Source organism: Thiovibrio sp. Mzg5, from assembly GCF_055379285.1.
This window is the reverse complement of the sequence record NZ_AP022872.1, coordinates 126605-146221: the sequence shown is the minus strand read 5'-3', so window position 1 is coordinate 146221 and position 19617 is coordinate 126605. Positions and strand designations below refer to the sequence as shown.

General features: G+C 60.4%; 19 protein-coding genes. 18 read left to right on the top strand and 1 reads right to left on the bottom strand.

The window, feature by feature from the left end:
• The first annotated feature begins 3 nt into the window (after positions 1 to 3).
• The 16 genes from ACZ46D_RS00690 to ACZ46D_RS00615 all read left to right on the top strand — a co-directional run bounded on the left by ACZ46D_RS00690 (position 4) and on the right by ACZ46D_RS00615 (position 17337).
• Positions 4 to 183 (top strand): SlyX family protein, encoded by a 180-nt coding sequence (locus ACZ46D_RS00690; RefSeq protein WP_464928119.1) that lies wholly within the window; start codon positions 4 to 6, stop codon positions 181 to 183.
• Positions 180 to 1526 carry a DEAD/DEAH box helicase gene (locus ACZ46D_RS00685; RefSeq protein WP_464928118.1) on the top strand — a complete coding sequence of 449 codons (1347 nt, stop codon included), beginning with the start codon at positions 180 to 182 and terminating at the stop codon, positions 1524 to 1526. Before ACZ46D_RS00690 ends, ACZ46D_RS00685 begins: the two co-directional genes overlap by 4 nt.
• A gap of 131 nt (positions 1527 to 1657) precedes the next feature.
• Positions 1658 to 3163: an alginate export family protein gene (locus ACZ46D_RS00680; protein WP_464928117.1), complete on the top strand. Its 1506-nt coding sequence runs from the start codon at positions 1658 to 1660 to the stop codon at positions 3161 to 3163.
• Positions 3164 to 3379: 216 nt separating this feature from the next.
• On the top strand, positions 3380 to 5197 hold the full coding sequence (gene iorA, locus ACZ46D_RS00675) for an indolepyruvate ferredoxin oxidoreductase subunit alpha (protein ID WP_464928116.1): 1818 nt from the start codon (positions 3380 to 3382) through the stop codon (positions 5195 to 5197).
• The gene (locus tag ACZ46D_RS00670; RefSeq protein WP_464928115.1) at positions 5197 to 5781 is read left to right on the top strand and encodes an indolepyruvate oxidoreductase subunit beta; all 585 of its coding nucleotides are present in this window, start codon (positions 5197 to 5199) and stop codon (positions 5779 to 5781) included. The genes iorA and ACZ46D_RS00670 overlap by 1 nt, the downstream gene beginning before the upstream one ends.
• A 31-nt stretch (positions 5782 to 5812) precedes the next feature.
• The gene (locus ACZ46D_RS00665) at positions 5813 to 7117 is read left to right on the top strand and encodes a phenylacetate--CoA ligase family protein (RefSeq protein ID WP_464928114.1); all 1305 of its coding nucleotides are present in this window, start codon (positions 5813 to 5815) and stop codon (positions 7115 to 7117) included.
• Positions 7118 to 7230: 113 nt separating this feature from the next.
• Complete coding sequence (locus ACZ46D_RS00660) at positions 7231 to 7662, top strand: ACT domain-containing protein (protein ID WP_464928113.1); 432 nt, start codon at positions 7231 to 7233, stop codon at positions 7660 to 7662.
• A 69-nt stretch (positions 7663 to 7731) separates the two neighbouring features.
• On the top strand, positions 7732 to 8877 hold the full coding sequence (locus ACZ46D_RS00655; protein ID WP_464928112.1) for an ABC transporter substrate-binding protein: 1146 nt from the start codon (positions 7732 to 7734) through the stop codon (positions 8875 to 8877).
• Positions 8878 to 9116: 239 nt separating this feature from the next.
• Positions 9117 to 10007, top strand: coding sequence for a branched-chain amino acid ABC transporter permease (locus ACZ46D_RS00650; protein WP_464928111.1), 891 nt, complete (start codon positions 9117 to 9119; stop codon positions 10005 to 10007).
• Between the two features lie 2 nt (positions 10008 to 10009).
• Positions 10010 to 11065, top strand: a complete 1056-nt coding sequence (locus tag ACZ46D_RS00645) for a branched-chain amino acid ABC transporter permease (protein ID WP_464928110.1) — start codon at positions 10010 to 10012, stop codon at positions 11063 to 11065.
• Complete coding sequence (locus tag ACZ46D_RS00640) at positions 11062 to 11826, top strand: ABC transporter ATP-binding protein (protein ID WP_464928109.1); 765 nt, start codon at positions 11062 to 11064, stop codon at positions 11824 to 11826. Before ACZ46D_RS00645 ends, ACZ46D_RS00640 begins: the two co-directional genes overlap by 4 nt.
• Positions 11827 to 11969: 143 nt before the next feature.
• The gene (locus ACZ46D_RS00635) at positions 11970 to 12695 is read left to right on the top strand and encodes an ABC transporter ATP-binding protein (RefSeq protein WP_464928108.1); all 726 of its coding nucleotides are present in this window, start codon (positions 11970 to 11972) and stop codon (positions 12693 to 12695) included.
• A gap of 129 nt (positions 12696 to 12824) precedes the next feature.
• Positions 12825 to 14123 carry a phenylacetate--CoA ligase family protein gene (locus ACZ46D_RS00630; protein WP_464928107.1) on the top strand — a complete coding sequence of 433 codons (1299 nt, stop codon included), beginning with the start codon at positions 12825 to 12827 and terminating at the stop codon, positions 14121 to 14123.
• 81 nt (positions 14124 to 14204) lie between these two features.
• Positions 14205 to 15383, top strand: coding sequence for a pyridoxal phosphate-dependent aminotransferase (locus ACZ46D_RS00625; protein ID WP_464928106.1), 1179 nt, complete (start codon positions 14205 to 14207; stop codon positions 15381 to 15383).
• An 18-nt stretch (positions 15384 to 15401) separates the two neighbouring features.
• A complete protein-coding gene (locus tag ACZ46D_RS00620; protein ID WP_464928105.1) occupies positions 15402 to 16112 on the top strand; it encodes a TerC family protein in 711 nt (236 codons plus the stop codon).
• Positions 16113 to 16116: 4 nt separating this feature from the next.
• Positions 16117 to 17337, top strand: a complete 1221-nt coding sequence (locus tag ACZ46D_RS00615) for an MFS transporter (RefSeq protein WP_464928104.1) — start codon at positions 16117 to 16119, stop codon at positions 17335 to 17337.
• Here the strand turns inward: ACZ46D_RS00615 and ACZ46D_RS00610 are convergent, their stop codons facing one another.
• Positions 17338 to 18138 carry an amidohydrolase family protein gene (locus ACZ46D_RS00610; RefSeq protein ID WP_464928103.1) on the bottom strand — a complete coding sequence of 267 codons (801 nt, stop codon included), beginning with the start codon at positions 18136 to 18138 and terminating at the stop codon, positions 17338 to 17340.
• A gap of 221 nt (positions 18139 to 18359) precedes the next feature.
• Here ACZ46D_RS00610 and ACZ46D_RS00605 point away from each other — a divergent pair, with 221 nt between their 5' ends.
• Positions 18360 to 18776 (top strand): secondary thiamine-phosphate synthase enzyme YjbQ, encoded by a 417-nt coding sequence (locus tag ACZ46D_RS00605; protein ID WP_464928102.1) that lies wholly within the window; start codon positions 18360 to 18362, stop codon positions 18774 to 18776.
• A gap of 9 nt (positions 18777 to 18785) precedes the next feature.
• Positions 18786 to 19355 (top strand): CDP-alcohol phosphatidyltransferase family protein, encoded by a 570-nt coding sequence (locus ACZ46D_RS00600; RefSeq protein ID WP_464928101.1) that lies wholly within the window; start codon positions 18786 to 18788, stop codon positions 19353 to 19355.
• The last annotated feature ends 262 nt before the right edge of the window (positions 19356 to 19617 follow it).

Sequence of the window (19617 nt, the reverse complement as noted above, 5' to 3'; positions counted from 1 at the left end):
CCCATGGAACACCGGATCATCGAACTGGAAACCCGGTTGGCCTTCCAGGAAATCGCCTTGGAAGAGCTGAACAGTGCTCTGATCGACCAGCAGACCCAGCTTGACGCGGTGGAAAAAGAATGCGGACGCCTGGCCACGCTGCTGGCCAAGCTCCTTTCTCCCCAAGGCGCAGATCGCCCATGAGCCTGTTCACCCTCACCGTGGGGGCGCAAGCTTCCCTGCGCGGCGCCTCAGCCTCCCTGGCCGAGGCGCTCAAGCAGCAGCTGACCATCGACAACCCCGAGTATCTTGAGGCCAAGAAATACAGCCGCTGGATGGGCAAAAAGCTGAAACCCCACCTCTATTTCTACACCGAGCACAACGACACCCTCACCTTTCCCCGAGGCTACGCCAACCACGCCATCCTTTTGGCCCGGAAATTCATGCGCCAGGACCCGCGGATCATCGACCAGCGGCAGACCGCCGCCCCGGTGGAGTTACGCTTTCTCGGCGAGCTGCGCCCTTACCAGGAGGAGGCCATTGCTGCCATCATGCGGCACGATTTCGGGGTGCTTGAAGCTGGCACCGGCTCGGGCAAGACGGTGATCGCCCTGGCAGTGATCGCTCAACGGCGCCAGCCGACCCTGGTGCTGGTCCATACCAAGGAGCTGCTCTACCAGTGGGCGGAACGAGCCAAGACCTTTCTCGGCGTGGAAGCGGGGATGATCGGCGACGGCCATTTTTCCCTGGCCCCCATCACCATCGCCATTGTCAACTCGGCCCGAAACAGGCTGGCCGAACTGCCCTCCCATTTCGGCCAGCTCTGCGTGGACGAATGCCACCGGGTTCCGGCCTCGCTGTTCACCGAGGTGGTGACCGCCTTTGACTGCCGCTACCTGCTGGGCCTCTCCGCCACCGCTTTCCGCCGGGACGGTCTGACCAAACTGATCTACATGTACCTCGGCGACCGAGCCTTTAAGGTGGAGAGCCACGATCTGCACGAAAGCGGCGCCGTGCTCAAGCCGGAATTTATCCAGCGCGCCACCGAGTTCCGCTATGTGTACCGGGGCAACTACCAGGCCCTGATGAAGGCCCTCACCTCCAACCAGGCCCGCAACCAGCTCATTGTTGCCGATATCCTCAAGGAACGCGCCACCTCGCCGGGCACCATTCTAGTGGTCAGCGATCGGGTTAAGCATTGCGAGGAATTGGCCGCACTCCTTAAAAAACACGACTGCCCGAGCGCGGTGCTCACCGGCAAGCTCCCGGCGGAGCAGCGCACCGTCCTGGTGGATTCCATCCGCCAGGGAGAGGTCAAGGTGCTGATCTCCACGGTGCAGCTCATCGGCGAAGGCTTCGACTGTCCGGACCTTGCCACCCTGTTTCTCACCACGCCGATCAAGTTCACCGGCCGCCTCCTCCAGGTGGTGGGGAGGGTGTTGCGCCCGGCCCACGACAAGCAGGCAAAAGTCTACGATTATGTCGATCCGGTGGGCGTCCTTTCCTCCTCGGCCCAGAGCCGCTGGCTCACCTTCCCGAAAGAGTAGCTCTATTTTTTTTTACCCTTAGCCTTTGCAAATTCTTTTTTTCCGTGTTAGAAAAACTCACTTTGCAAGATGAATGTCCATTCAGTTTTTTTGTCAACTGTTCACTTTTCGGGAAGAAAATGGAGGAGAAAATGATCAAGAAGATTTCAACCGTGGCCCTGGCAACCCTGATCTGCCTGCCCACCCTGGCCTCTGCCGGAGCGGGTAGCAGCTCTGACCGCGTGGCTGATCTGGAAAAACAGATGGCCGACATGAACAAGGCGTTCAGCTCCCAGATGCAGGCGATGAAAGACGAAATCGCCGCGCTCAAGAACAAAAACGCCGAGATGGGCAAGGAAGTCGCCAGCACCAGCGACGCCGTGAAAAAGGGCGTTGACGCCGCCGAGTGGACCAAAAAGGTTTCCCTGGGCGGCCAGATCACCTTCCGCGGCTACAACCTGCAGAACGTCTGGGATTTTAACGACAACGTCGATACCGACAATGCCGACCTCTTCCGGACCAAGGGCAGCCTCTGGGCCGACTTCAAGGCCACGGACGATGTCACCGCCCGCATCAAAGTAACTGACCAGACCTGGGGCGAAGGGGTTTCGGATTCCGTCGACAACAAAAGCAACAAGATGTTTCTGGACAACGCCTATATCAATGTCAAAAACATGTTTGGCCTCCCGGTGGAGGGCACCTTTGGCCGCCAAGACGTTATCTATGGCTCCGGCTTTGTCATCCTGGACGGCCAGTCCCAGTTCGCCTCCACCTCCATCTACTTTGACGGGGTCAAGCTGCGCTGGAACCTCACCGATCAGCTCATGTTGGACGGCATGTATCTGAAAAGCAAAGAAAAAACCATGTACAACAACGCCAATGGAAACTCCGGCGACGACCAAACCTTGTCCGGCTTCTATCTGACCAACAAGAAATGCGCCATCACCGGCATGCAACAGGAATTCTATGCTCTGAACCGGACCGACGAAGCGATCAAGAAGGATATCTGGATGTACGGGATCCGTCTCTCCGACAAGCTGGCCAACGGAATCGATTACTCCCTGGAAGGTGCAATCCAGCGGGGCGACGCCAACGCCACCCAGGATCAGGACGCCTGGGGCACCAAAATGGAAGCTGGATACACCTTCACGGCTCTGGACTGGAAGCCCCGGGTATATCTGGGCTATGCCTTCATGAGCGGCGACGACTCCAGTTCCACCGGAGACAACGAGCAGTGGGATGTATTCTACGGCGGCTGGCCCCAGTTCGGCGACCTGCTGGCCTGGAAGTACCTGAATCTCGTTGGCACACCGACCGCCAACTCACTGCAAAATGTCTATAGCAACTATAACGCCCATAGCACGGATATAGGCGAGGCCGCTTACTCCAACTTCCAGATTGCCACCCTCGGCGGCAGCATCAAGCCGACGGACAAACTGACCCTCGGCCTCTCCTATTCCAAGCTGAGCTTTGACCAAACCAATGCCGGAGTAGACGATGATTTCGGCGACTACTACCAAGCCACGGCCAAATACCAGTACAACAAATACCTAAGCTTCTCCCTCTACGGTGCTCTCCTTTCTCCGGGTGATGCCTTCAACGCCACCCCGAAAGATGATGCCACCGAAGCCTACTGGGAGGCTGAGTTCAAGTTCTAGTCAACGAGGCTGGACAGATCACCCCGGGGGCAGCGCTTTTTCGCTGCCCCTTTTTTTTAAACCAAACAGCCGCCAATCCTCTGCCCCGGCGCGGTTTTTCAACATCGTTGAAGGATGAGGGAATCCGTGGTAAAAAGCCCCTGTTGCCCCGAATGCTGACATCTGACAGCGGACCGCTGCTATATGAACCGCCCATTTAAGGATTGAGGAGTACCTGTGACCCAGAAAAAACCTGCTGCAGAAAAACTCTGGTTTTCCGGCAACGAGGCCCTGGCCCTTGGCGCTTTCGAGGCCTCGGTGAAGGTAGCCTCCGGCTACCCCGGCACCCCGTCCACCGAGATCCTGGAAAACCTCTCTACCTACAAGTCCGTCTACAGCGAGTGGGCACCCAACGAGAAGGTGGCCCTTGAGGTCGCCATCGGTGCCTCCTTTGCCGGGGTTCGCGCCCTGTCCACCATGAAGCATGTGGGCCTCAACGTGGCCGCCGATCCTCTGTTCACCGCCTCCTACACTGGGGTGCGCGGCGGGTTGGTAATCGTGGTGGCGGACGATCCTTCCATGTACAGCTCCCAGAACGAGCAGGACAGCCGCAACTACGCCTATGCGGCCAAGCTGCCCATGCTGGAGCCGGCCGATCCGTCTGAGGCCAAAGACTTTTTGAAGCTCGCCTACCGGATCAGCGAACAGTTCGACACCCCGGTCTTGCTCCGCAGCTGCACCAGGGTCGCCCACGTCAAGGGCGTGGTCACCAGGGGCGAGATCGAAAAGCCGACCCTTGCCCCCGGCCTGGAAAAGAATCCGGCCAAGCTGGTCATGCTACCGGCCCATGCCAGAGGCCGCCGAATCGCCATTGGCGAAAGGCAGCAAAAGCTGGCCGAGTTCGGCGAGACCTTGGCCGAAAACCGCCTGGAAATGGGCGACCGAAAAAAAGGCTTCATCGCCGCGGGCACCAGTTACCTCTATGCCAAGGAGGCATTTCCCGAGGCGTCCTTCCTCAAGCTCGGCATGGTCAATCCGCTGCCGGAAAAGCTGATCCGCGACTTTGCCTCCCAGGTGGAGACTCTTTACATCATCGAAGACCTCGACCCCTTCCTGGAACTGCGCATCAAGGCCATGGGCATCGCTTGCCACGGCAAGGATCTGATCCCGGTCATCGGCGAACTCTCTCCTTCGGTAGTCAAAAAAGCGGTCACCGGCGAGGCCGGGGATGCCATCTTCGCCCCGGTGAATCTGCCGCCCAGGCCGCCCAACATGTGCGCCGGTTGCCCGCACCGGGGACTATTCTATAATCTGAACCGGCTCAAGGTTTTTGTTTCCGGCGATATCGGCTGCTACACCCTGGGCGCCCTGCCGCCGCTTTCCGCCATGGACACCTGTGTCTGCATGGGCGCCAGCATCGGCATTGCCCACGGCATGGCCAAGGCGCTGGGCGACGAGGGTCTTGGCAAGGCGGTGGCCGTGATCGGCGACTCCACCTTCATCCACTCCGGGATCAACAGCCTGATCAACACGGTCTACAACAAGAGCTATTCCACGGTGATCATCCTCGACAACCGGATCACCGCCATGACCGGCCAACAGCCCAACCCGGCCTCCGGCTCCACCATCATGGGCGAGGCTGCCAATTCCATTGATTTCCCGGAGCTGTGCCGGGCCATCGGGGTCAAGCATGTGCGCACGGTCAACCCCCACGACATCGAGGGAACCTACGCTGTCTTAAAAGAAGAGATCGAGCGGGACGAACCCTCGGTGGTCATTACCCGCTTCCCCTGCGTGCTGACCCCAGGGGAAAAGAAACGACCCAAGAACTCCTTTACCAGCAAGATCGAAAACTGCACCGGCTGCACCATGTGCCTGCGGTTGGGCTGCCCGGCCATCAACTGGGTTCCCCTCTCGCCGGAAGAGGCCAAGGCCATGGGCAAGAAAGAAAAACAAAAAGGCTATGCCCTGATCAACGAGACCACCTGCATCGCTTGCGGCCAGTGCCTGACCCTCTGCAAATTCGAGGCGATCGGCACCGGGGAGGGCAAATAATGAAAGAGCAAGGAAACATCCATTTTTGCGGGGTTGGCGGCCAGGGCATTTTGCTGGCCAGCGAGCTCACCGCCCATGCCCTGCTGACTGCGGGCTTTGACGTCAAAAAAAGCGAGGTCCACGGCATGGCCCAGCGCGGCGGCTCCGTGGAAGCGCATCTGCGTTTCAGCACCAGCAAGGTCTATTCGCCGCTCATCGAACCGGGCACGGTGGACATCATGCTGGCCTTCGAGATGATGGAGGCGGTGCGCTACCTGCCTTTGCTCAACCAGCAGAGCACGGTGATCGTCAACACCCAGAAGATCGCCCCGCCTGCGGTGGCCACCGGCAAGATGACCTATCCGGACCAGTGCCTTACGGAACTGACCAGCCGGTCCATCACCGTGATCCCGGTGGATGCCTTTGCCATCGCCCGGCAGGTGGGAAACCTCAAGGCGGTGAACGTGGCCCTGGTGGGGGTGCTTTCCCGCTATCTCCCCATGGACGAGGCAACCTGGGTGGAGGTGATCAAGAAACGGCTGCCACCCAAGATTCTTGAGGTCAATCTGCAGGCTTTTCAGGAAGGACGCAAGGCGGGTCAGTAAGGTTAAAGATACGAGAAAAAAGGGAAACACCATGATCTGGAACGAGGAATACGAAACCCTGCCGCGCGAGGCCCTGGAGGCCCTGCAATTGAAACGGCTCAAGGCCCAGGTGGCGCGGGTCCACGCCACGGTTCCCTATTACCGCAAAAAGATGGAAGACGCGGGCGTCACGCCGGACGACATCCAGACCCTGGCCGATATCCGCCTCCTGCCCTTCACCACCAAGGAAGACCTGCGCAAGAACTACCCCTTCGGCCTGTTCACCGTGCCCATGGAAAAGGTGGTCCGCATCCACGCCTCCTCGGGCACCACCGGCAAGCCCACGGTGGTGGGCTACACCAAGCGCGACATCGAGATGTGGGCCGAGCTGATGACCCGGACCCTGTCCGCCGCCGGGGTGCACAGCGGCGATATCGTCCATAACGCTTACGGCTACGGGTTGTTCACCGGGGGCTTGGGCGCCCACTACGGCGCCGAGAACCTGGGCGCCGCGGTCATTCCCATCTCCGGGGGCAACACCAAGCGCCAGATCCAGATCATGCAGGACTTCGGTTCCACCGTTTTGCTCTCCACCCCCTCCTACGCCCTGAACATCGCCGACGCCATGGCAGACCAGGGCATCGACCCGGCCACCCTCAAGCTGCGGGTCGGGGTCTTCGGGGCCGAGCCTTGGAGCGAGGCGATGCGCGAGGAGATCGAGCAGCGGCTCAAGATCAAGGCCATCGACATCTACGGCCTCTCCGAGGTCATGGGGCCGGGGGTGGCGGCCGAATGCATCGAGGAGCAGAAGGGGCTCCACATCATGGAGGATCATTTCCTGGCCGAGATCGTCGACCCGGACACCTTTGCCCCTCTGCCGGTGGGCGAGGCGGGCGAGCTGGTCTTCACCACCCTGACCAAGGAGGCCTTCCCGGTCATCCGCTACCGGACCAAGGACATCTCCCGTCTGATCCCCGATGTCTGCTCCTGCGGCCGCACCTTTCACCGGATCCCCAAGATCACCGGACGCACCGACGACATGCTGATCATCCGCGGGGTCAATGTTTTCCCCTCCCAGATCGAAGAGGTGATCATGGGCGTGGAAGGAGTGGAGCCGCATTATCAGATCGTGGTCGAGCGGGAGGGCTCCCTGGACAAGATCGAGGTCCAGGTGGAGGTGAGCGAGGAAATCTTCTCCGACGAGGTCAAATCCCTGGAAAAACTCAGCAAGAAGCTGCAGACCGAGATCAAGGATCTGCTGGGCATCTCCTGCACCATCAAGCTGGTGGAGCCAAAAACCATCCAGCGCAGCGAAGGCAAGGCCAAACGCGTCATCGACAACCGTAAGCTTTTTTGACAGAATAATCTTGCCGGCTGAAGAGCAGGCACAGCATAAGGAGCTGTAACGGAAGAGATCGGCAAGCGTTTTTGTTCCGTAACAGCTCCTAAAATCTGAGAGAGGACCATGCCATGAAGGTAAAACAGATTGCGATCTTCCTGGAAAACAAGTCGGGCCGGCTGGCCGACATCAGCCATACCCTGGCGGAAAACGCCATCAACATCCGGGCGCTGTCCCTGGCGGACACCGCTGATTTCGGCATCCTCCGCCTGGTGGTGAACGACACCACCAAGGCCCAGCAGGTTCTGAAAGAAAACGGCTTCACCGTGGGCGTCACCGAGGTACTGGTCGTGGAGGTGCCGGACAAGCCTGGCGCCCTGGATTGCATCCTCCAGGTGGTGCGCAAGGCCGGGCTCAACGTGGAATACATGTACGCCTTCACCAAGAAAAGCGGCGAATCCGGCATGCTCCTCTTCCGCTTCGACGATCAGGACGCGGCAGTGGAGGTCTTTCAAAAAGCGGGCTGCCGGTTGTTGAGCGACGACGAGGTCCACGCCCTGTAAGGAAAAGGTCAGACGCAGAGAAAAAACGTCTGTTGGGAAATCCACAACACATTTGATGAGGAGAAAAAGGTGAAACGATCATTTGCAGCTGTCATCATGCTCGCAGCCTCGCTGGCCCTGTCGGTCTCCCTGGCGGCAGCCGAAACGATCAAGGTGGGCGCCATTCTGGCGGTAACCGGCCCGGCCTCGTTCCTGGGCGGACCCGAGGCGCGGACCCTGGAAATGCTGGCCGAGGAAATCAATGCCAAGGGCGGGATCAACGGCAACAAGATCGAACTGGTGATCAAGGATTCCGGCGGTAACCCGGAAAAGGCCATCTCCTTTGCCAAGCAGCTCATCGAAGAGGAGAAGGTCTTCGCCATCATCGGCCCCTCCACCAGCGGCGAAACCCTCAAGATCAAGCAGATCTGTGAGGACGGCAAGACCATCCTCCTCTCCTGCGCCGCAGCCGAGCAGATCGTCGAGCCGGTTGCCAAGTATGTCTTCAAGACCCCGCAGAAAGACAGCCATGTGGTCCACGCGATCTTCGAGAACATGAAATCCAAAAAGATCAGCAAGGTGGCGGTGCTGGCCAGTAATACCGGCTTCGGCCAGGCAGGCAAGGGTCAGCTCGAGAAGCAGGCCCCGGAGTACGGCATCCAGATTCTGGCCACCGAGGTCTATGACAGCAAGGCCACCGACCTTTCCGCCATCGTGGCCAAGCTGGCCGCCAACAAGGAGATTCAGGCCGTGATCAACTGGTCCGTGGAACCGGCCCAGGCCATCGTGCTCAAGAACATCCGCCAAGCCGGCTGGAACGTGCCCATCTACCAGAGCCACGGCTTCGGCAACATCAAATACGTCCAGGCAGCGGGCGCGGCGGCAGAAGGGGTCATCTTCCCGGCCGGCCGGCTGCTCATCGCCGACAAGCTGGCGGACAAGCATCCCCAGAAAGCAGTGCTAACCAGCTACACCAAGAACTACGAAACGAAATTCAAGGAAGAGGTCAGCACCTTCGGCGGCCATGGCTATGACGCCTTCAAAATCCTTTGCCGGGGCATCGAACTGGGTGGGACCAATCGGGAGAAGGTGCGCGACGCCATCGAGAACCTGAAAGGCTTTGTCGGCACCGCCGGGGTCTTCAATTTCTCAGCCACCGACCACAATGGTCTCGGCCTCGACTCGGTGACCATGCTCACTGTCAAGGGCGGCGACTTCGTCGAGTACAAGAAGTAATGGCGTCGCAAAAAGCCCGACCTACTGCGTTGCAGCGCACTTTTGCTCATTCGGCATACCATGTGTATGGCCTCATTCGCAAAAGCACTCTGCGCCTTGTATCTCGGGCCTTTTGCTTAGCCATCTTCACCGAGAGGACGGACTTTTTACGGGTCCACCAAAAGTAATCGGCGTTTTCCAACATTCAAGATCAACGCCGTCGGCCGACAAGGCTCGACGGCGTTGACATGTAGAGCGAAATGACCCTGGAACTCTTCAGCCAATACCTGCTGGCCGGCATCACCTACGGCATCATCTACGCCATCGTGGGCATCGGCTTCAATATCATCTACAACACCACCGGCATCATCAATTTCGCCCAGGGCGAGTTCGTGATGCTGGGGGGGATGACCGCCATTTCGCTCAGCCAATGGCTGCCGTTGCCTCTGGCCATCGTCGGGGCCGTGCTCGTGGTCATGCTGATCGGCGCCCTGGTGGAGATCCTCTTCATCCGCTGGCTGGACCGACCCTCGGTGCTGCGGATGATCATCATCACCATCGGCATCTCCATCCTGATCCGCGAGGCAGCCCTGCACATCTGGGGGGAAGGGGTGCGTTCCCTCCCCTATTTCGTGGGCAACGAGATCACCACCGTCCAGGTGCTCGGCGCCCGGGTTTCGCCCCAGGTTCTCTGGGTAATCGGGGTCTGCACGGTGATGGTTCTCGCCTTGAGCCTCTTTTTCAAATACACCCTCCAGGGCAAAAAGATGCAGGCCTGCGCCGCCAACCGGATGGCCGCCACCCTGTGCGGCATCAGCACCCGAAATATGGTCACCCTTTCCTTCATGCTCTCCGCCGGGATCGGCGCCCTGGCCGGCTGCGTGATGAGCCCCATCACCTACACCCAGTACGACATCGGCACGGGTCTGGCGATCAAGGGCTTCACCGTGGCCATCCTCGGGGGCTTGGGCAGCAGCATGGCTGCGGTGGCTGCCGGCTTGCTCCTCGGCCTGATCGAATCCTTCAGCGTCAGTGTGGTGCCGCTGGCCTTCCAAGACGCCATCTCCATCAGCCTTCTCCTGGCCATCCTTTTTCTGAGGCCCCACGGCCTGTTCGGCTCCAAGGATGCCGCGGACCTGAAGGAATTCTAGCCATGAAACGTCATCTGCCCCTGAGCCTGCTTGTTTTGGCGGTCATTGCTGTCCAGCAGCTTACCCGCGCCACCGATACCGGCTTCTACCTGACCCCGCTCACCATGGCCGCCTATTACTCGCTGGTGATCGTCGGCCTCTGCCTGCTCATGGGCTATGCCGGCCAGATCTCCTTGGGCCATGCCGGATTTTTCGCCATCGGCGGCTACCTCTCCGCCATGCTCACCACGAAAAACCTCATGCCTCTCAAGGAACACAGCCTGGTCGCCCTGGGCGACAAGCTGGGAATGCTGGTCCACGGCCAGGACCTATTCGGGGAGCCCTTTCTCCTGATGCAACCCTGGGCCGCCTGCGGTTGCGCCATCCTGGCCGCCATTGTCGTGGCCTACGGCATCGGCATCCCGGTCCTCAAGCTCAAGGGCCATTACCTGGCCATGGCCACCCTGGGATTTGGCATCATCATCTACCGGCTGGCCCTGGCCTCGCCCCTGTTCGGCGAGGCGGACGGCATCTCCGGGGTGCCAGGCTTCCCGCTCCTGCCGGGGCTTGCGGTGAGCGGTGACTTCGGCTCCCGGATCAGCAACTACTACCTTGCCTGGGGCATGGTGGCCCTGGCCATGTGGCTGCTCGTCAACCTGATCCACTCCCGGGTGGGCAGGGCCTTGCGCGCCATCCACGGCGCCGAGGGGGCTGCCAATGCCATGGGCATCGATACCGCCCGCTACAAACTGAACACCTTTGTCCTCAGCGCGGTGCTGGCCGCCGTGGCCGGAATCTTTCTCACCCATTACAACGGCGGCATCGGCCCCTCCGAGGCCGGAATCACGAAATCGGTGCGCTATGTGGCCATTGTCGCCATCGGCGGCATGGCCAACCTCTGGGGCGCCCTGGTCATGGGGGCACTCCTTAACATCCTCTCCCTGCGCGGCATGTTCGGCTCCTACGACGACGCGGTGTTCGGGGGTATCCTCATCGTGATCATGCTCTTTGCCCCGCAAGGGTTGCTGGGAATCTCCCTGCTTGCCCCCCTCAAACGCCTGTGGAAGCGGGGTGAATGATGCTCCTGGAAATCCAAAATCTATACCGCCGCTTCGGCGGCCTGCAGGCGGTGAGCGACGTCAGCTTTTCCGTGCCCCAGGGCATGATCAAGGCGGTGATCGGCCCCAACGGCGCGGGCAAGACCACCCTGTTCAACCTGATCTCCGGCGCTCTGCCGCCCAGCGCGGGGGAGATTCAGTTCAAGGGCAAACCCATCCACGGCCTTGAGCCCCACCGCATCGCCCGCCAGGGCATGGCCCGCACCTACCAGAACATCAAGCTCTATCCAGGGATGACCGCCCTGGAAAACGTCATGGTGGGCCGCCACTGCCAAAGCCGGGCCGGATTCCTCTCCGGGATGCTCTCCCTGCCCTGGACCAGAAAGGAAGAAAAGGCCAGCCGCGCCGCAGCCATGGATTTGCTGGCCCTGCTCGACATCGCCGACCTGGCCGGGGTCGAGGCAACCAGCCTCGCCTTTGGCCAGCAACGGGCCGTGGAATTTGCCCGGGCCCTGGCCATGGAACCGGAACTGCTGCTCCTGGACGAACCGGCAGCCGGACTCAACATCTACGAAACCGCCGAGGTGGCCCGGCTGATCAGCAAGATCAACGCACAGGGCATCACCGTTTTGCTGGTGGAACACGACATGTCCCTGGTCATGGATATCTCCCAGGAAATCGTGGTCCTCTCCTTTGGCGAAAAGATCGCCGAGGGTACCCCTGCCGAGATCCAGCAGAACAAAGAGGTGATTCGCATATACCTGGGGGAAGACGATGCTTGATGGCGTTGCCAAAAGGCCCATCTCCTTTGTCACGTGGCAGGTCTCCTCGCTGCGGCGTACCCGGTGTACGCCTCACTCCTCGACCTTTGCGCTTCGCGGATCTGGACCTTTTTGCTTAGCCATCGACTTGTTGCGAGGCCATCATGCTTAGAATAAAAAATCTGGAGGCTGGCTACGGCAAGCTCCGGGTCCTGAAACGCATCTCCCTGCACGTCAACCCCGGCGAGATCGTCACCCTCATCGGCGCCAACGGTGCGGGCAAGACCACCCTCCTGGCCGCGATCACCGGCCTGATCCGGGCCACCGCCGGGGAGATTACCCTCAAGGGAGACAATCTCGAACGGCTCAAGGCCGAAGAGATCGTTTTCCGCGGCTGCTCCCTGGTGCCGGAGGGCCGCCAGGTCTTCGCCACCATGAGCGTGCGCGAAAACCTGGTCCTGGGCGGCTATGTCCAGCACCGACAGGGCAAGGTCCAGTTACTGGAAGGGATTGAATACATCTATGATCTTTTTCCGGTTTTGCGCGAAAGGCGCGACCAGCTGGCCGGCACCCTGTCCGGCGGCGAGCAGCAGATGCTGGCCATGGGCAGGGCGCTCATGGCCAAGCCGGCCCTGCTCATGCTGGACGAGCCTTCCACCGGGCTGGCCCCGCTCATCGTCAAAAATATCTTCCAGATCATCACCCGGCTGCGCGAAGCAGGCAACACCGTGCTGCTCATCGAACAAAACGCCAAGGCCGCCCTCAAGGTGGCGGACCGCGGCTATGTGCTGGAAACCGGCAAGATCATCCTCGAAGGCCAGGCAGGGGACCTGCTGGCCAACCGGGATGTGCAACGGGCCTATCTGGGCCGGGATGTGAAGGAAAATTAGCCACGAAACCCACTAAAGACACGAAAATGAAAAAAACGGTCAATGGAGATTGTGCGGCAATTCGTTTTTTAAAAAACTCTTTCGCGTTCTTTCGTGGGTTTCGTGGCAAAAAAATACAGGGAGGCGACTATGTACTGGGATGAGGAAAAGGAATGCATGTCCCGCGAGGATCTCGAACAGCTCCAGCTTGAGCGGCTCCAGTCCACCCTCTACCGGGTGGCCACCCATGTCCCCTTCTACCGCCAGAAGTTCAAGGAGCTGAAGGTTGACCCGGACGGTTTCCGGGCGCTTTCCGAGCTCAGCCGCCTGCCCTTCACCACCAAGCAGGACCTGCGGGACAATTACCCCTACGGCCTGTTCGCCGTGCCGCTTCGGGAGGTGGTCCGGGTCCACGCCTCCTCCGGCACCACCGGCCAGGCCACGGTGGTGGGCTATACCAAAAACGACATCAAGACCTGGGCGGATCTGGCAGCCCGGGTCCTCACCGGAGCCGGGGTCACCAACGACGACGTGGTGCAGATCGCCTTTGGCTACGGCCTGTTCACCGGCGGCTTCGGCCTGCACTACGGGGCGGAGCGGGTGGGCGCCTCGGTGATCCCCATATCGAGCGGCAACACCAAACGGCAGCTCCAGATCATGCAGGATTTTCGCACCACCGCCCTGGTCTGCACCCCGAGCTACGCCCTGGTCCTGGCCGATGCCATGGAAGAGTTGGGGATCAACGCCAGCTCGCTCTCCCTCAAATACGGGCTCTTCGGCGGCGAACCGTGGTCCGAGGCGATGCGCCAGGAGATCCAGAACAAACTCGGCATCATCGCCACCGACAACTACGGCCTCTCCGAGATCATGGGGCCGGGGGTGGCAGGGGAATGCCAGGAATGCAACGGCCTGCATCTCAACGAGGACCATTTCCTCTGCGAGATCATCAACCCCGAGACCCTGGACCCGGTCCGGCCCGGCGAGATCGGCGAGCTGGTGATCACCACCCTGACCAAGGAGGCCTTCCCGGTCATCCGCTACCGCACCCGCGACCTGACCCGGATCATCGAGGAGCCCTGCCCCTGCGGCCGCACCCTGCGGCGGATGCAGCGGGTGCTGGGCCGCACCGACGACATGCTGATCGTCAAGGGAGTCAATGTCTATCCCTCCCAGATCGAGCACATCCTCTTTGAGATCGAAGGAACCCGGCCCCATTACCAGATCGTGGTGGAGCGGGAGGGGAGGCTGGACAAGATCACCGTCCTGGTCGAGGTGGTGGAGTCGATCTTCTTCGACGAGATGAAAAAACAGCGGGAGATCATCGAAACGATCAAGCGCCAGCTCGCCTCGGAGCTGGGCATCGGGGTAGAGGTCAAGCTGGTCGAGGAAAAAACCCTGGAGCGCAGCGACGGCAAGGCGAAACGGGTGATCGACAAACGAAAATTGTAGACGCCGGCAGCCGACAATTTTGCCTTTTGGCTGCGGAATTATTCTCTGCTCAACCACAACATTACCCAATAAGGATACCCCATGGCTATCTCCCAAAAAATGCTCGCCTTTGCGGAACGCTCCTCCTGGATCCGCAAGATGTTCGAAGAAGGCGCCCGGCTCAAGGCCCAGTACGGCGCGGACCAAGTCTGCGACTTCAGCCTCGGCAACCCGGACCTGCCGCCGCCCGCCCAATATCAGGAGGCGGTGCGCAAGGTCACTGCCGCGGAAGGCCCGGGCAGCCACGGCTACATGGCCAACAACGGCTATCCCTTTGTCCGGGAGGCGGTGGCAAAACAGATCGGCACCGAGCAGGGCATGGCCGTCGGCCAGGACGATATTGTGATGACCGTGGGCGCGGCCGGGGCCATCAACGTGACCATGAAGGCGTTGCTCGATCCGGGCGACGAGGTGATCATCCTCGCCCCCTTCTTTGTCGAATACAACTTCTATGTGGACAACCACGGCGGGGTCACGAAGATCGTCAACACTGCGCCGGATTTCAGCTTGGACCTGGCGGCCATCGCGGCGGCCATCACCCCTAAGACCAAGGCGATCATCATCAACAGCCCCAACAACCCCACCGGCCAGATCTATTCGGCTGCGGAGCTGGCCGGGCTGGCCGGGGTGCTGACCAAGGCCCCCCAGACCGTCTACCTGATCAGCGACGAGCCCTACCGCAAGATTGTTTACGACGGCCACACCGTACCCAGCATTTTCAAGGCGTACCAGAACAGCCTCATCGTCTCTTCCTACTCCAAGGATCTTTCGCTGCCCGGCGAGCGCATCGGCTACATCGCCGTGCACCCTCAGATCGAGGGCAAAGCCCAGTTGCTCGGGGCCATGACCCTGGCCAACCGGATTCTGGGCTTTGTCAATGCCCCGGCCCTGATGCAGCGGGTGGTGGCTGAGCTGCAGGGAATCACGGTGGACACCAGTATCTATGCCCGCCGCCGCGAGCTTTTCTGCAAGGTGCTGAGCGAAGCGGGCTACGAGTTTGTCCCGCCCAAGGGCGCCTTCTACATGTTCCCCAAATCGCCCATCGCTGATGACGCCCAGTTTGTCGGGCTGCTGGCCGAGGAGAAGATCTTGGGCGTGCCGGGCCGGGGCTTTGGCATGCCGGGCTATTTCCGCCTTGCCTTCTGCGTGGAGGATGCGGTGATCAGCCGCTCCGCCGAGGGTTTTAAAAAAGCCATGGCTGCCGCCAAGGCTCTCAAATAATCACATCGAGGTTTTCACATGGGAGACGCATTGGCGCTACTCGCCCTGCTGGTTGGGCTGGAATTGGTTCTCGGGGTGGACAACATCCTGGTCATTGCGATCTTTGTAGGCCGCTTGCCCGCAGAAAAGCGCCACTCCGCTCGGCTGGCCGGACTCGCCTTCGCTCTGGTCGCCAGGATCGGCATGCTGGTCGCCCTGCTCAGCCTGGCCAACCTCACCAACACCGTGCTGCTGGATTTTTCCGTCCGGGATCTGATCCTGATCTCCGGCGGGCTCTTTCTGCTCTTTAAGGCGGTGAAGGAGATCCACCACACGGTGGAAGCCAAGGATGAAGCGGGCGGGCCGGGCATGGTCATGGGGGGCTTTGCCGCGATCATCAGCCAGATCGTTCTGCTGGACATCGTCTTTTCCATCGACTCGGTGATCACCGCCATCGGCCTGACCAATCAGGTCTGGATCATCATCAGCTCGGTGGTGGTCTCCTTCGTGGCCATCCTCTTTTTTTCCCGCTCCATCGGCGAGTTCATCCTCCAGCATCCGGCCATCAAGATTCTCGCTCTCTCCTTTTTGATCACCATCGGGGTGACCATCTTCATGGAAGGGCTGCACAAGCATGTGCCCAAGGGCTATATCTACCTGCCCATGGGATTTGCCCTCCTGGTCGAGATCCTGCAGATGCGCTACGATCACAACCGCAAAAAAATCCTTGCCGCCGAGCAGGCATCCTAAAGGCATGGCGGCGAAGCGGGAAGCCATCCACTACGGCTGGCACATCGTCTGGACCGGCACCTGCTGCATCTTCGCCTGCCTCGGCCTGGGCCGTTTCGCCCTGGGCATGATCCTGCCGGCCATGGGCCAGTCGCTCCATCTCTCGTATAGCCAGATGGGGCTGATCGGCACCGCGAACTTCGCCGGCTATCTGGTGGCGGTCCTGTTCTGCGGGGCTCTGGCCGACCGCCTCGGCTACCGACGCCTCATCGTCATGGGACTCACCGCCATCGGCCTGACCATGATCCTCATCGGTCGCAGCAACTCCTTTGAAATAATCCTCATGTGCTACACCATCACCGGCATGGGCAGCGGCGCGGCCAATGTGCCGATGCTGGGCCTCATCTCCCAATGGTTCGCCAAAAGCCACCGGGGGAGGGCCACGGGCTTTGTCGTGATCGGCAGCGGCTTCGCCATCCTGCTTTCCGGCAGGCTGGTGCCATTCTTGAATCGTTTGGGCGGGACGGAGGGCTGGCGTCTGAGCTGGCAGGTGCTGGGCTGTATCATCCTGCTGGTGGCGGGGCTGTGCCTGGTAATGCTAAAAAACAACCCGCAGGAGAAAAATCTGCGCCCCGTCGGTGAGGAAAAACACGAGGCAGAAGGCTGGCTGACGGGGAAGGAGACCACCATCCGGTTGCGGGACATCGCCCAACTCGGCGGGCTGTACTTTTTGTTCGGCTACACCTACGTGATCTACGCGACCTTCATCGTCACCTCCCTGATCCAGGAGCACGGATTCTCTGAAGCGGAGGCGGGCAGTTTCTGGTCTCTGGTGGGCGGTTTGAGCCTGCTTTCCGGCCCGGTCTTCGGCACCCTTTCCGACCGGATCGGCCGCAAATATACCCTGGCCCTGATCTTTGCCATCCAGACCACGGCCTACCTGTTGGTTTCAACCCCGCTGGCCGCCCCGTTTCTTTACCTCTCCATCGGCTGTTTCGGGGTGGTGGCCTGGTCCATCCCCTCGATCATGGCGGCCCTGGCCGGGGATTACGCCGGTCCGCGCAAGGCGGCCCGCATCTTCGGTCTCATCACCTTCATCTTCGCCCTGGGCCAGATTGCAGGCCCCGCAGTGGCCGGGCTGCTGGCCGAAAAAAGCCACAGCTTCGGCAGCAGCTTTTTCATGGCCGCCTGCTTCACCGGTGCGGGCGTCATCCTCGCCCTGAGCCTGCGGGCGCCGGCTAAATAGCTATTCCCCCGCAGCCAGCAGCCGGGCCGCATTCCCCCCCAGGATTTTTGCTTCCCGCTCCGCGCCAAGCCCCAGGGCGGCAAGCTGCGCCAGCACCTCCTGCTGCCCGGCCCAGGGTGAATCGCTGCCGAAAAGCAAATAGTCCTCCGGATGCGCCAGGGCCATGGCCCGAGCCCGGGCTTGCGGCAGCAGGTGCAGGGCGTAGGAAAGATCGAGATACACCTCTCTGCCGATCAGCAGATCCTCCACCTCGTCCCAGAGATCCCAGGCCCCGAAATGGGTGGCGACAAATTTGAGCTTCGGCACCCGCTCCACCACGGCCACGATCTTTATGGGATCGGCGATTCGCTCCCTGGGAAAACCGATATCAAAGCCGGTGTGCATCACCAGGATCAACCCTTCGGCCGCGATCCTTTCATAGAGCGGCCACATCCGCTCCTCATCCAAGGCAAAATTCTGGTAGTAGGGGTGCATCTTGATCCCCGAAAACCCTGCCGCTCTGATGGCGCTGATCTGGGCCAAGGCGTCGGCTGCCTCGGGATGGAAGGAGGGAAAGGGGATGATCCGCGCGGAGCGGATGGCTTCAGACCAGGAGAGGATCGAGGCAAACTGTTCGGGCCGAGTGGCGATGGAACAGATGACGCTTTTCTCGATGCCGGCTTCGTCCATGCTGACAAGGAGGGAGGCAAGGCGGCCGTCGAGGCAGGCCTTTACCTGGCCTGCTTCTTCCAAGGCCGGAATGGCCCGAGCCGCCACCTGATCCGGGAAAATGTGGGTGTGGAAATCGATGATCTGGGTCATGGAGAGGCCCCTGTTTAGCTGTGGTATGTTGGCGAAATTGGCGATTGTACCACGCCGGCATTTTCTTGCCACCCCCCTGCCCTGCCCTGGCATATTTTTCAATATTGACAGATTGCCGGGGAAAATGCGATGCTCCGGGGAGAGTTCTCCCCCGCAATCCCGGCATAAATGGCCACCGGCAACCTCAAACCCCTCTTTTTCAAAAATATCAGGATTCCCCCATGAAAAGCTTTCGCAAGGAACTTCTCTTCAATGTCCCGGGCCGCCGCGCCTTTATCAATATTACCCCCCAGGTGGCGGAATGCCTGCAGGAATCGGGAATCAAGGAAGGGCTGGCCCTGGTCAACGCCATGCACATCACCGCCTCGGTCTTCATCAACGACGATGAACCGGGGTTGCACCACGACTACGAGGTCTGGCTGGAAAAGCTTGCTCCGCACGAGCCTGTTTCCCAGTACCGGCATAACGGCTACGAAGACAATGGTGACGCCCATCTGAAGCGGCAGATCATGGGCCGCGAGGTTGTGGTGGCCGTAACCGACGGCGCCCTCGACTTCGGCCCCTGGGAACAGATTTTTTACGGCGAGTTCGACGGCAGCCGCCCCAAAAGGGTGCTGGTAAAAATCATCGGAGCATAGGCGGCTCACTTGCCCAAAAGAGCGCTTACCATCCCCAATCTGCTGAGCATCCTGCGGATCCTCATGGCGCCCCTGCTTCTGGTGGCGGCGGCAACGGACCTCCCCGGCCTTTTTCTTTTCCTCTTCATCCTCTCCCTTCTCAGCGACGCCCTGGATGGCTTTCTGGCCCGGCGCCTGAACCAGGTCTCCGAATGGGGCGCCCAACTCGACAGCTGGGGCGACCTTGCCACCTATCTTGCCGCACCGGTCGGGGTGTGGCTGCTTTGGCCGGCGCTTATCCGTCGGGAGCAGGCCTTTATCCTCCTCGGCATGGGCAGCTTTCTCCTCCCGATCCTGCTGGGATTTTGCAAATTCAGTCGCCTCACCAGCTACCATACCCGGGCGGCAAAAATCGCCGCAATCCTTCTGGGGTTGACCACCCCGCTGCTCCTCCTCGGCGGCCCGGCCTACCCCTTCCGCGGAGCCATAATCATCTTCCTGCTGGCCGAAGTGGAAGAGGTGGCGATCACCCTACGCCTGAAGCGCTGGCGGGCAAACATCCCGAGTTTTTGGTACTACCGCAGGCTGCCGCCAGAATAAGGACCCCGGAGAAGATTGCATGGCGCCCCCCCAAATCACTTCCCCGGAAAAACTGTGATCTTTACCTGGTGCCTCTATGCTGGGCAAACTCCTCCTTCACCACCTTGGTGGCCACCTTTATTTATGCCACCTACTTTACCCAAAAGATGACACACCTCTTCCGGGATCGATCTAAAATTAATGCAACCACAGGGGATATTCATGATAAAATAGGTTTTAAGGAGAAGAGAAAGGCCACGGGTAACTACTTCCCAAAATGGAA